Annotated in this window: 14 protein-coding genes; 4 read left to right on the top strand and 10 right to left on the bottom strand. The window is 44.9% G+C overall.

Annotation, left to right across the window (positions count from 1 at the left end; genetic code table 11):
- Both G4P54_RS02535 and acpS read right to left on the bottom strand, forming a co-directional pair.
- Window positions 1-1,017, bottom strand: a complete 1,017-nt coding sequence (locus G4P54_RS02535) for a LolA family protein (RefSeq protein WP_081719823.1) — start codon at window positions 1,015-1,017, stop codon at window positions 1-3.
- Window positions 1,018-1,181: 164 nt separating this feature from the next.
- Complete coding sequence (gene acpS / locus G4P54_RS02530; RefSeq protein WP_167871688.1) at window positions 1,182-1,547, bottom strand: holo-ACP synthase; 366 nt, start codon at window positions 1,545-1,547, stop codon at window positions 1,182-1,184.
- A gap of 95 nt (window positions 1,548-1,642) precedes the next feature.
- On the opposite strand from acpS, the gene G4P54_RS02525 reads away from it, so the two are divergent.
- On the top strand, window positions 1,643-2,242 hold the full coding sequence (locus G4P54_RS02525; protein WP_024714452.1) for a rhomboid family intramembrane serine protease: 600 nt from the start codon (window positions 1,643-1,645) through the stop codon (window positions 2,240-2,242).
- Here G4P54_RS02525 and G4P54_RS02520 read toward each other — a convergent pair.
- The 6 genes from G4P54_RS02520 to G4P54_RS02495 form a co-directional block, all read right to left on the bottom strand.
- Window positions 2,239-3,720 (bottom strand): PH domain-containing protein, encoded by a 1,482-nt coding sequence (locus tag G4P54_RS02520; RefSeq protein WP_167871687.1) that lies wholly within the window; start codon window positions 3,718-3,720, stop codon window positions 2,239-2,241. The two genes, G4P54_RS02525 and G4P54_RS02520, sit on opposite strands and share 4 nt — an antisense overlap.
- Window positions 3,710-4,189 (bottom strand): PH domain-containing protein, encoded by a 480-nt coding sequence (locus tag G4P54_RS02515; RefSeq protein WP_024714454.1) that lies wholly within the window; start codon window positions 4,187-4,189, stop codon window positions 3,710-3,712. The genes G4P54_RS02520 and G4P54_RS02515 overlap by 11 nt, the downstream gene beginning before the upstream one ends.
- Window positions 4,190-4,359: 170 nt before the next feature.
- The gene (cshA, locus tag G4P54_RS02510; protein WP_024714455.1) at window positions 4,360-5,850 is read right to left on the bottom strand and encodes a degradosome RNA helicase CshA; all 1,491 of its coding nucleotides are present in this window, start codon (window positions 5,848-5,850) and stop codon (window positions 4,360-4,362) included.
- A 136-nt stretch (window positions 5,851-5,986) separates the two neighbouring features.
- On the bottom strand, window positions 5,987-6,187 hold the full coding sequence (locus G4P54_RS02505) for a hypothetical protein (protein WP_240939714.1): 201 nt from the start codon (window positions 6,185-6,187) through the stop codon (window positions 5,987-5,989).
- Window positions 6,188-6,248: 61 nt separating this feature from the next.
- Window positions 6,249-7,622 carry a UDP-N-acetylmuramoyl-tripeptide--D-alanyl-D-alanine ligase gene (locus G4P54_RS02500; protein ID WP_167871686.1) on the bottom strand — a complete coding sequence of 458 codons (1,374 nt, stop codon included), beginning with the start codon at window positions 7,620-7,622 and terminating at the stop codon, window positions 6,249-6,251.
- 68 nt (window positions 7,623-7,690) lie between these two features.
- Window positions 7,691-8,776, bottom strand: a complete 1,086-nt coding sequence (locus G4P54_RS02495) for a D-alanine--D-alanine ligase (protein WP_167871685.1) — start codon at window positions 8,774-8,776, stop codon at window positions 7,691-7,693.
- Between the two features lie 153 nt (window positions 8,777-8,929).
- Here G4P54_RS02495 and G4P54_RS02490 point away from each other — a divergent pair, with 153 nt between their 5' ends.
- Window positions 8,930-9,250 carry a thioredoxin family protein gene (locus G4P54_RS02490; protein ID WP_003225161.1) on the top strand — a complete coding sequence of 107 codons (321 nt, stop codon included), beginning with the start codon at window positions 8,930-8,932 and terminating at the stop codon, window positions 9,248-9,250.
- A gap of 14 nt (window positions 9,251-9,264) precedes the next feature.
- Here G4P54_RS02490 and G4P54_RS02485 read toward each other — a convergent pair whose 3' ends face one another.
- Window positions 9,265-10,137 (bottom strand): cation diffusion facilitator family transporter, encoded by an 873-nt coding sequence (locus tag G4P54_RS02485; RefSeq protein WP_167871684.1) that lies wholly within the window; start codon window positions 10,135-10,137, stop codon window positions 9,265-9,267.
- 250 nt (window positions 10,138-10,387) lie between these two features.
- Between G4P54_RS02485 and G4P54_RS02480 the strand changes: the two genes are divergently transcribed.
- Both G4P54_RS02480 and fbpB read left to right on the top strand, forming a co-directional pair.
- Window positions 10,388-10,552, top strand: coding sequence for a Fur-regulated basic protein FbpA (locus tag G4P54_RS02480; protein WP_167871683.1), 165 nt, complete (start codon window positions 10,388-10,390; stop codon window positions 10,550-10,552).
- Entirely contained in the window at window positions 10,506-10,685 is a 180-nt protein-coding gene (gene fbpB, locus G4P54_RS02475; RefSeq protein WP_167871682.1) for a Fur-regulated basic protein FbpB, read from the top strand. Before G4P54_RS02480 ends, fbpB begins: the two co-directional genes overlap by 47 nt.
- A 23-nt stretch (window positions 10,686-10,708) precedes the next feature.
- On the opposite strand, the gene G4P54_RS02470 is transcribed toward fbpB, so the two are convergent.
- Window positions 10,709-11,854 (bottom strand): acyl-CoA dehydrogenase family protein, encoded by a 1,146-nt coding sequence (locus G4P54_RS02470; RefSeq protein ID WP_167871681.1) that lies wholly within the window; start codon window positions 11,852-11,854, stop codon window positions 10,709-10,711.
- Between the last annotated feature and the right edge of the window lie 111 nt (window positions 11,855-11,965).

Below are 11,965 nucleotides of genomic sequence, written 5' to 3'. Positions count from 1 at the left end.
TTATTTAGACGATTGTCCCTGCATGCTTTTCGCGACTGTCACCATTTCCTCTTTAGAAAGATCTTTAGAGGAGAGAAGGTAATCTACACCGTCATATGTCCATGATAGTGATGCGTCTGACAAGGCGCCGATGGTGTAGCCGAGATTCACCGGTTCGCCGTTCATTGTAACTGAGGAAGAAGCTTTGGCGACCTGGGCTTTTTCCTGTATTAAAGTAAATGATTTTTCTCCTCCGTAGGTCATGATGATACGCTTCCCGTCTTCAGAGGAAATATCTTTTTCTTCAAGCAGCTTTACGCCAAGCGGCAGTTCAAGCGGGGTTTTGACCGCGAACGTGTCGGATGGCTTCGCGCTTGTGGCGACATCCATTTGGGAAAGCGTCATATTTTTCTTTTCGTCAAATGATTCTTTGTCGAATTGTTTATTAAATTCGAAGCTGCTGAATTCCACTTTCACCATGACTTTTCGGTCTGTATCCATCACTTTGACAGATGATGGGCTCATATCTTTTTTGTTAAATGTGATTTCTTGCGTCGGCAGCATTTTGTTATGCTGATAGTTTGTTTTTGTTTCGAATACGTATTTCTTTTCTTTCGCAGTGAAGACTGCATCCGAATCGTTTTGAACATCCTTTACAAGCGATTCAAACAGGTAGACCTGGCTGCTGTTGTTCGGCCAGTCGCTTTGAAACCTGAAGCTCTTATTTAAAGACGGCGTGAGAACAAATACTCCGTTTTCATTTCGTAAAATGACTTGGTTTTGGTCCTTTTTCGGATTTTCCAGATAAACTCTGTACAGAGACGGCTTTTTGTGCCAGATTTCCACATTGTATACTTGAGGCTCACTCCCTGTCTCGATGGTCATTTTTGCTTTTGCTTTGTACGAGGTGTATTCTTTCGCCTTTTCATCTAATCCGGTCACAATATCTTGCTGCGTTTTTTGCCCGCAGGCAGAAAGAATAAGGACAGCAAGCAGTCCCGTTAAAAGCAAAACAAAGCTTTTTCTCACCTTTTTCAACCCCTTTTTCTCAATTGATGTAAAAGGAAGAAATCGCTTGTTTGACTTTAACGGTACGCTCGGTACACGTTAGGCAGAACGGATGCGTACCATAAAAGCCTCAAACAACTTGTCTCCCTTAATGCACTATCAAATATATGAGTGGGGTTTCCCTAATATGCAGACTAGCTTGACAACCTTTCAATCACAACCTGCGCGGCCGCATATTCCTTTGTATGTGTGATTGATACGTGAACAGCGGCTTGGCTCAGTTTCGTGCAAATGATGTAAGGCTTGCCATTATGGTCTTTCTTAATTACGATGTCCTGAAAACTGAGATGCTTCCCTATACCGGTGCCATATGCCTTCGAGAATGCTTCTTTTGCCGCGAATCTGCCCGCGAGAAATTCGATTTTTCTTTTTTCTGAAAGCTCATGATATTGGTCAAGCTCGCTTCGGGTTAAAATCCGCTCGGAAAACCTTTTCTGGCGGCCTGCCATAGAGGAGATCCGTTTAAGCTCGGTGATGTCCAGTCCAATGCCGTAAATCATGTGCAATAACCTCCTTTGCGGTACGTACTATTTGAATGGTTTGTCTCATAAACGTGTTACTATAGAAATACAAAAATGAAGAAAAGGGGCTCGGAATGTTTATACGGACTGAAAATTTCCAAACGTTCATCAGACTTTATCCCGCTGTCACCTTTATATTGGCCTTACAAGCTGTTCTCTGGCTGTTTTTTTCACTTCCTGCCCATTCAGTCGTGTTGTGGAGAGACGCGGTCACAGGCTATAATCTAGGCGTTGCAAACGGTGAATGGTGGCGGCTGATCACACCGATTTTGCTGCACGCAGGTTTTACCCATCTGCTGTTTAATTCCATGTCCATCTTTTTATTTGCCCCCGCTTTGGAGCGCATGCTGGGAAAAGTGCGTTTTCTGCTTGTGTACGCCGGCTCCGGTATCATCGGCAATATCGGCACATATGTGGCAGAGCCGCTTGATTACGTGCATGTCGGGGCTTCAGGCGCGATTTTCGGGCTGTTCGGCGTGTATCTGTTTATGGTTCTTTTTCGGAAAGAGCTGATCGGACAGGAGCACTCCAAAATGATTCTCACACTGCTCGCATTTGCCATTCTCATGTCGTTTATCAACTCCAATATTAACATGATGGCCCATCTGTTTGGGCTTTGCGGCGGGTTTCTTCTCTCGTTTTTATGTGTGCAAAAAAAAGAGCGGCGGTATTAACCGTCCGCTTTTTCATATGAATACCAATTCAAGATGAAGCCCGCATCCTCTTCACCTACATCCCTCACCGTTAATTCTTCCATATGGCTTGATGATTTTACCGAGGTAGAAATGGTATACAGGCTGCCTTTCTTTTGAAAATAGGATTGGCTGAACTTGCAAACCTGCATTCGTTTTTTCAGCACAATCGCGGTTGTTCTGTTGAACAATCTGGACGTCAATTGGAGGCGATCGCCGTTAATCGTCCAAGCTGCATCCTTATATGCGAGGTAGCCGAAAATCAATTCAACCGGCAGCAAGATGATTGACAGATAACCCCACGGCTGAAAGAAAATGCATAACGGGATGATCAAAAAGATTGAAAAAATGACGGAACGGAATAAATATCGTTTTAACGCGCGCCGCGGCAGGCGGCGGACGTTTTCTTCCAGCGTGTATTCCGGCGTAAATGTCCGAAGCATGTCCGGAAGCTTTTTTTTATGAATCATCGGAAAGAGGATGGTCAAAGCGCCTTCTTCTTTTTCCCTGTCGCCGCCGCCCGCGCTGACGATGGACACCGTCACAAAGCCGAAGAGCTGTCGGATGATATTTTCTTTTATTTTAATGGCTTGTATTTTCCGGAGCGGTATTGTGACTTGATGTTTTTCAATAATTCCTCTTGAAATCACCAATTCCTGCTCTTTTTTTATGATTTGAAAGTTCGCGTATCTAAACATCATACCGGCGATGCTGAAAATCCAGGCAATAAATAAACCGATAAAAATAAGGACCGCGTAAATGCCGATGCTGGCGTGCTTCAGGAAGGAGAATTTATCGAAAATCCAATCCATCGGCAGCACTTCGTCAAGCTGGGAAATAAGCGCAAATACAGCGGAAATAATCACTCCGATTCCGCCGGAGGTTGAAGCGGCCACGAGCAATTCTTTTGCGTTCATGCGGTAGTGCTCTTGCGGTTCAACTGCTGGAATCAGCTCCTGCTCTGCTTCGGAACAATCTTCATCGTGTTCGCTTGCGTGTCTTTGCGCTTTTTTCTTAAAGACGGCTTCCTTGATGCGCTCGGCTTCTTCAACAGAAATAGCAGAAAGAACCGCTTCCGCCTCCTTGCCTCCGCCCGCCGTTTCAATTTGCAGCTTCACCAGCTTAAAAATTTGCTGGACCACGCCCGCACTCGTATTCATCGTTTGAATACGCTCAATCGATATGTATCGCTTTTTCGTCACAAACAAGCCTTCTTCGATCCTAAATTCATCATCTTCAATTCGATAGGTGAACTTTCTCCATTTGATGATGCTTGCCGCTACAAGCCAGATGAACAGCACGCCGAGCACAATGGCTCCGTAAAAACGGACTGTATGGTTCGAATTGACGATGTACACAAAAAAGAATGGCAGAATGATATTTTTTACCGTTTGAATAATGGTATGGCATAAATTCAAAATGACTGCCGCCGGGTGCAGGCGTTTCGGTTCAGACATCATCGTCAGTCACCCTTGCCAGACGGGAAATGGAGTCTCTCAGCCGATCCGCTTCCTCCATCTCTAAAGCTGGGATCGAATGAACGGTCGCGGCCGTGGAAATTTTCACCGTTGCCAGGTTGTATTTTTTTAATAATGGCCCTTGTGACGTATCGACGTGCTGAACTCTGACCATCGGGACAATCACACGTGTCACCACAAAAATACCTGACTGAATGTCTATTTCATGTTCATGGACTTCATAGCGCCACACTTTATGGCGGATCTTTGGAATGATAAGGACTGTCACAATCGAACCCAGCAGCCAAACCGCGCCGAGCACGCCGCTGATCCAGTACGGCCAATGAAAATAATAGCTTAACACTGCAACTGCTATGACAATAAGCAAGCAGACAGCGGATACGATGATTTCTTGAAGTCGCCAAACCTTTAATCCGTCTGGACTGATTTGGTTTTTTGGCTGCTCTCTCAATATACCTACCTCCCGTTTTTTCGTCGTTACTTATACGTCTCTTATACAGAAAGGTTTCATTCTTAAGCATACATAGAAAAATGGCTCCCGTCAGCTGAAAGTTTGCTGAATCACAAATTGCGAACATAAAAAAACCCAAAACGTTATGTTTTGGGCTTTAATCGATAGAATTAGTAAGATTTTTTCTGGCGTCTGTCACCTGAACCTGAAGAACGGCGATCGTTTGAACGCTTTTTGTCATAGGAAGAACGGTTGTTGCTTTTCCCTTTTCCGCCGCGGTATCCGCCGCCTTGCCCGTCTCTGCGTTTAGAAGAGCGTTGGTTCTTGTAGCGTTTGCTGACCATCGGCGCTTCGTCTGTTAAGCGAACCGGTGTGTCGTCCGGCTCTTTTGTAGCCATTTTGATAGCCGCTGCAACCACTGTTACTGCATCATGATCTTCAAGCAGCTCAGCTGCCGCTGTCATGTAGAAGTTCAGGTTGTTTTCACTGATTGTCGTGCGAAGACGTTCAACAGTAACCTGCTGCTGGCCTTCTAACGCTTCATCAAGTGTAGGCTCCTTCATGCGGTCCATTTTGCGTTTTGTTGTTTGTTCGATTGCGCGAAGCATGCTTTTCTCACGCGGTGTAATGAACGTCATCGCCATACCTGTTTTTCCTGCACGGCCTGTTCTTCCGATACGGTGAACATAGCTTTCAGGATCTTGAGGCACGTCGAAGTTGTACACGTGTGTTACGCCTGAGATATCAAGTCCGCGAGCGGCAACATCAGTTGCGACAAGAACCTCGATTGCACCTTCTTTAAATTTGCGAAGCGCAACCATACGTTTCGCCTGCGTTAAGTCACCGTGAATTCCTTCAGCCGCATATCCGCGAAGGTTCAAGGCTTCAGCAAGCTCATCGACACGGCGTTTTGTACGTCCGAATACGATCGCAAGCTCAGGAGACTGAATGTCAAGAAGACGAGTCAGTGTATCGAATTTTTTGCGCTCTTGCACTTCTAAATAGAACTGCTGAATGTTAGAAACCGTCATTTCTTTCGCTTTTACTTTTACATGTTCCGGTTCAGTCATGAAGCGCTCTGCAATGCGTTTGATCGGCGCTGGCATTGTAGCAGAGAACAGAAGTGTCTGATGCTCGCTCGGCACGTTTGAAAGGATAGATTCAATGTCATCAATGAATCCCATGTTCAGCATTTCATCGGCTTCATCCATTACAACAGTGTTTACGTTGTTTAAACGAATTGTGCGGCGGTTGATATGGTCAAGAAGACGTCCAGGTGTTCCGACAATGATATTCGGATTTTTCTTTAACGCCCGGATTTGCCGTCCAATATCCTGCCCGCCGTAAATAGGAAGAACCTTCGCACGCTTATCTTGTCCGATTTTATATAATTCTTCTGATACTTGAATGGCTAATTCACGGGTTGGCGCGATTACGATTGCTTGAATATTAGGAGACTCGGGGTTAATTTTTTCAACAAGGGGTATACCAAACGCAGCTGTTTTACCTGTACCTGTTTGCGCTTGTCCAATGACGTCTTTATTTGAAAGTCCGAGCGGTATTGTTTGTGCCTGAATCGGTGTTGCTTCTTCAAATCCCATACGATTAATTGCTTTCATGAGATCAGAACTTAAATTAAAATCTTGAAACGTTATAGTCAAATTATTCAAACTCCTTCTAATTGCTGTTTCAGTAATGTCGTGATTTACCACTTATAAAACTGCCCTTTAAACCAAAAGGACAGGATCCATCCGTATACAAAGCCCGAATTACTTTACATTTTATCTTACCATTACACTATTGGTTTTTCAATAAGATGAGAAGCAGATCCGCTTCTCGAATATGCCGGCTTGCTGCTTCATCCGCTTCCAAATGTCCGGCGGAGAACTTCGGGGCAGCGGAAGAAAGTCCGGACGAGTATTTACGCATCATGAAATAACCTGTCTTTATTGTATCATAGCCGCAGCCGGCCAGACATACATAATTTCCGGCCGGCATACATTATTGTTCGCACATCATATTATTTTATGATGCCATATGCGGTTTTTTTGCAGTTTTTTTATGAAAGCGGGCTCTCTATTAAATCTTTAACGATTTCTTCAAGCTTCATACCTCTGGACGCTTTGAATAAAATCAAATCTCCTTTTGACGCGTTTTCTTTCACAGCTTGGAGGAGATCTTTTTTTTCGGTGTAATGGCTGACGCGGTCTTTCTCAAAGTGTTCCAGTGCGCCTTCCGCGATAAAAGCTCCCAGCTTTCCGTACGTAAAGACACGGTCGATTTTTTCAGGGCTGATCACAGCGCCGCACTCTTTATGAAACGTCTCTTCAAGATCGCCGAGTTCAAGCATATCACCTAGCACGAGCATTTTTTTTCCGTAGCCATCAAGGCTTTCAGTCAATTGAATGGCCGCCTTCATGGAAGTCGGACTCGCATTATAAGCGTCATTGATAATCGAAATGCCGCTGTCTGTTTTGATGAGTTCAAGTCTCATGCCGGTTACCTTTAGTCCGCTTAATCCTTTTGCCGCATCCTCAGGGGTGATACCGAAATAAGCTCCCGCGGCAATCGCAGCCATGGCGTTCATGACATTGTGTTTTCCAAGGATCGGAATAAAAAACGTTTTTTCCATTCCTTTGATGGTAAAATGGGTTCCCGCTTCACTCTGGCTGACATCCTGAAGCTGATAATCATTTTGCGCTCCAGTTCCGTACGTTTTCGTTTGGCAGCTGTACGCTTTTTGAAGAAGCGGCTCGTCACCGATATAAATCAGCACTCCGTCTTCTTTAAGCCCGTTAATGATTTCAAGCTTCGCCTCCGCGATGCCTTCTCTTGAACCAAGGTCCTGCATGTGGGATTCACCGATATTCGTAATCACTGCCGCATCCGGGTTTGCCAAGCGGGACAATAGGTCAATTTCTCCTTTGGCGCTCATTCCCATCTCCAATACAGCGATCTCCGTATCTTCAGGCATGGCTAAAACCGTCAGGGGCAGACCAATGTGATTATTGAAGTTTCCTCCTGTTTTGTGAACGCGGTACCGGGTTTCCAAGACAGCGTGAATCATATCTTTCGTTGTCGTTTTCCCATTGCTTCCGGTTACCCCGATGACACGAGTGCCAAGCTCCCGCAAATATGCTTTTGCAAGCTGCTGAAGAGCGGAAAGGGTGTCGTCCACTAAGATAACGGCTTGATTCTCGGGCGGATTTGGTTCTGACCGATCCCAAAGAACGGCCGCAACACCGGCTTCAAAAGCCTGCGGCACAAAAGTATGGCCGTTAAAATGTTCCCCTTTCAGCGGGATGAAAAGCTGGTGCTGTTCCAGTTTTCTTGTATCAGTTGCCACTCCATAAATGACTGTTTGTTCATATTGCGGATTTGTCAGTGTGCCTTTGACCATCTCGGCAATGTTCTTTACTGTTCGCTTAATCAAGTGAGGTCCCTCTCTTTCTTGTGATATACGGGAAAAGACACTGCCTTTTACCGGCAGTGTCCATTTCATTAGAATGTATGCTTGATCAATTGTTTTTCAGCATGGCGTTCTTTTGCAAGCTCCACAAGCTGTTCAATCAGGTCTGCGTATTCCACTCCAGCCTCTTTCCAAAGCAGCGGGAACATGCTGAAAGGTGTAAAACCAGGCATTGTATTGACTTCATTGATCAGAAATTCGCCGTCAGCTGTCAGGAAAAAGTCCGCTCTGACAAGGCCTGACCCATCGATCGCTTTAAACGCCTTAATCGCCATGTCACTGATTTTCGCGTATTCCTCATCGGTCACATTCGCCGGAATCATCAGATCGGTGTCTCCATCCTCATATTTCGCTTTGTAGTCGTAGAAATCTGTCTTCGGCGCGATTTCTCCCACAGCAGAGCATTTAGGATCGTCATTTCCAAGAACGCCGATTTCGATTTCGCGGCCGTTAATTCCTTCTTCAACGACGACTTTACGATCATATTGGAATGCCAGCTCAAAGGCTTTTTGCAGTTCTTCACGGTCTCGGCACTTGCTGATTCCGACACTTGAGCCAAGGTTCGCCGGTTTTACGAAACAAGGGTAGCCTAATTCCTGTTCGACCTGCTCACAGCTTTCTTTCGGTGAACGAGTCCAGTCTTTCTTAAGGAAAGCTGCGTATTTAGCCTGGGCAAGGCCGGCTTGCGCGAATAAATGTTTCATGACGACTTTATCCATGCCGGCTGAGGAAGCAAGCACACCATTGCCGACATAAGGAATATTCAACAGTTCGAGCATTCCTTGAATCGTTCCGTCTTCCCCGTTCGGTCCGTGGAGGAGCGGGAATACGACGTCAATAGATTCATTTTGCTGTGACGCTTCCTGCGGAAACATCTCCTGATTCAAGGCAGCTGGAGAAAAAGCACTGCCTCCCTGCTCAAATTGAAGCATTTTCACGTTAGAAACAGGCTCAGTTAAACGGGCGCCTCTTACCCATTCGCCTTTTTCAGTTATATAAATCGGATGTATATCAAACTTCTCAGTATTTAGCGCTTTGATTACAGCCAGAGCTGTCTGCAGGGAAACATTATGTTCTGCCGACTTTCCTCCGTATACTAATCCTAGACTTGTTTTCAATGGATACTCCCCCCACTACAATTCATCTTTACTATCTTATCACTTTCACGAGAAAATGATCTAATTATTTTTGGGCATGCTGATGTTGAATGCATATATATGTAATTCCTTTTTATTTTATATTAAAATGACATTGAAAAGGAGATGTGACATATGAAAAAAATCACAACAAACGAACAATTTAATGAACTGATTCAATCTGATAAAGAAATAATCGTAAAATTTTATGCTGATTGGTGCCCAGATTGCACACGCATGAATATGTTCATCGGCGATATTCTGGAAGAGTACAATCAAAACGATTGGTATGAGCTCAATAAGGACGAGCTTCCCGAACTTGCTGAAAAATACCAAGTAATGGGTATTCCCAGCTTGCTTATCTTCAAAAACGGTGAAAAAACAGCTCACCTTCACAGCGCCAATGCCAAAACGCCTGAAGAAGTGACTGAATTTTTATCTGAACATATAAGCTAATTCGTTAAACAGCCTTATTTTATGTCGTCAGGCTCTACATGAACATGAACATGTGTGACATCGTGTTCATGTTTTATTTTGTCCTCTACTTCATCCGCCACTCCATGCCCTTCTTCAACTGTAAGCTTCGGATCAACCGTAATGACCATCTCGATATGAACAGTGCTGCCTAAATATCTCGCTTTCACATCCTTTAGGCGATGTACATTTTCAATTCTGCCGACGGTTTGTTTGTAAGGCTCAAGATCTTTTAATTGGAAGCCGTCTGTTAAGGAATGTGAAGCGTCTTTAAAGATATCCCAAGCCGTTTTGCAAATGATGATGCCGATGATAAAAGCTGTTACCGGATCGATCCACGGCAGATGCAGCTGAGACGAAAAAACACCGATAAACGCGCCGGCACTCACATAAGCGTCTGACCTGCTGTCCTTCGCCGCCGCCATCAAGGCAGAGCTTTTAATGGATGCCGCCAGCCTTTTGTTATACAAATAGATGCCATACATAAACACAGCACTTCCTAACGCCGTCCATGCCGCGATAAGGTTTGGCGTTTCCGTAGTTCCGTCCGCTATCGCTCTTCCTCCGCCGATTAACACTTCAATGCCGACAGCCATCATAATAAAAGACGCAACAAGAGACGAAATTGTTTCAGCCCGATAATGGCCATATGGATGATCGCTGTCAGCCGGCCTTTGGGAAATACGCAATCCAATCAGCACAGCTGCTGATGCTACAATATCTGTTCCATTATTTAATCCGTCTGCTCTTAACGCTTCGGAATGATATAGAATTCCAATGACAAGCTTCACAACAGCAAGGATGACATATGCCAAAATATTGAGGAGCGCCCCTTTTTCTCCCTTTTTCAGATTTTCTGTCCGCTCCATTGAATACCAGCCTCCATTCTATTACTTAGTATGGTTCAAAACATAAAAAATAGCAGCGACAGCATTTTCAATAAAGAGCGACATTTCGACAGCAAATTATTGCCCGGGAAACTTTTTGTCGATCTTTTGAACACTTTCATATTTTGGAAGAAAAGGACTGTTTTTACCTTTACAGGCTTTTGGGGACATTGTATAATGAAGTTAATTGATAATGATTATCAATATCGTTCGATTGGAGGTTGGTGACACAATGACACCTCAGTCTGCAGAAACCAGAAAAAAACAGCTCATTCATCTGTTAATACAGAATGGTATATACAAAAAGTCAAAGCGTCATTTGTATGAATTGTCGCTTACGGAGTTAGAAAGTGAATACAAACATGTCAGGAGGGCGCCAGAGCATGTCGAAGCGTAAAGTGAAAACGTACCAGCAGCTGATACAGGAAAACAAAGAGGCAATTATCGGCAATCCAAAGCTCATGAACGTGATTTATGACAGGATTGACCGCAAGCATCAAAAAAATCTCCAAGAGCAAAACAATACATAAAAAGAGCCGGGAAGGCTCTTTTTTTATGACTCAAACGCCTCGGCAGCCAGTTTTTGGATTACAGCGTCATCCATCGGCGGGTTATGGAGACCGGCGCGCACATCCCGATAATAGCGCTGAAGCGGGTTAGTTCGTTCAAGGCTTTTTGCCCCAACAATTCTCATTGCTTTATCGACAACAGACAGCGCAGCATTTGTGACAATATGTTTCGCTGCACCGAGCTCACTTCTCAAGTGAGGGCGGCGTTTGGGATCGTCATATAATTGAGCGATATGGAACAGAAAATGTCTGGCCTTAAGCAGTTCAAGCTCCATTTCGCCTGTTCTTTGCTGGACGGCCGGGACATCCTTGATCGGTCCATTCAAACTGTTTGGAGAATACTCAGAAGCAAATTGTACCGCATAGTCTCGCGCTGCTTGAGCAATGCCAAGATAAACCGCAGGAATATGAAGCAGCCAGCCATTCGGCTTCGCTCCCCGAGGCCCTTGAAGCAATTCCACCAGTTTCTCCTCATCGAGCGTTACCTCATTCAGTACAAGGTCATGGCTTCCTGTCGCCCGCATCGCACTCATATCCCACGTTTCTTCAATCGACAAACCGGGATCATCTTTATGGATGAGAAAGACGCCTGTTGTTTGTTTTTCTTCCATCCATGCGGTCACTAAAAAATAATCCAGCGCTTGTGACATCGTCGTAAAGGTTTTTCTTCCATTCACTGTCCATTTGCCATCCTTTTTGACGGCGTTTGTACCGGGACGCCCTCCTCTTGTCGGGCTTCCTGTTTGCGCTTCTGTCGCCGCCCTGTTGATGACGGCTCCATTTTGAACTTCCTTGGCAATAAACGCAAACACATCCTTATCCCAGCTGTTGCCTTCCCCGAGCTCCCCGATTACGCTTAAATGCCAGCCGATGCTGAGCGCTGTGGGAGCGTCCCCCCGTGCAAGCCGTTCTTGAAACAAAAGCATATCATAAACAGAAATGCCCCCGCCCCCATAAGACGACGGCAATGTTAATGATGTATATCCGGCATCACGCAATTTTTGTATTTTTTCAACAGGAAAACGCCCCTGTTTGTCATCATCAGCGGCTGTTTGCTGAAATTCATCCGCAAGCCGTCCGATTTTCTCCATCCATCGCCGTTGTTGATTGTTTTGTATAAATAATGACATCCGGCAGCCCCCCAAGTTTTTAATTCCGATAAATTTAATATGTATTATAGATTTCCCGCCGCCATTCCGCAACTGTTAACCTTATTGTCCGGTATAGAAAAACACGCCGTT

This window comes from Bacillus tequilensis (genome assembly GCF_012225885.1).
GTDB classification, from domain to species: Bacteria; Bacillota; Bacilli; order Bacillales; family Bacillaceae; genus Bacillus; species Bacillus tequilensis.
This window is presented reverse-complemented; position numbering and strand designations above follow the sequence as displayed.

Bases quoted from the DNA above. Each gene is read 5' to 3' on its own strand.
- G4P54_RS02480 (WP_167871683.1), top strand. From the start codon at position 10,388: ATGACACCTCAGTCTGCAGAAACCAGAAAAAAACAGCTCATTCATCTG.
- G4P54_RS02520 (WP_167871687.1), bottom strand. From the start codon at position 3,720: ATGATGTCTGAACCGAAACGCCTGCACCCGGCGGCAGTCATTTTGAAT.
- G4P54_RS02470 (WP_167871681.1), bottom strand. From the start codon at position 11,854: ATGTCATTATTTATACAAAACAATCAACAACGGCGATGGATGGAGAAA.
- G4P54_RS02525 (WP_024714452.1), top strand. From the start codon at position 1,643: ATGTTTATACGGACTGAAAATTTCCAAACGTTCATCAGACTTTATCCC.
- G4P54_RS02490 (WP_003225161.1), top strand. From the start codon at position 8,930: ATGAAAAAAATCACAACAAACGAACAATTTAATGAACTGATTCAATCT.
- acpS (WP_167871688.1), bottom strand. From the start codon at position 1,547: ATGATTTACGGCATTGGACTGGACATCACCGAGCTTAAACGGATCTCC.
- G4P54_RS02485 (WP_167871684.1), bottom strand. From the start codon at position 10,137: ATGGAGCGGACAGAAAATCTGAAAAAGGGAGAAAAAGGGGCGCTCCTC.
- G4P54_RS02505 (WP_240939714.1), bottom strand. From the start codon at position 6,187: ATGCCGGCCGGAAATTATGTATGTCTGGCCGGCTGCGGCTATGATACA.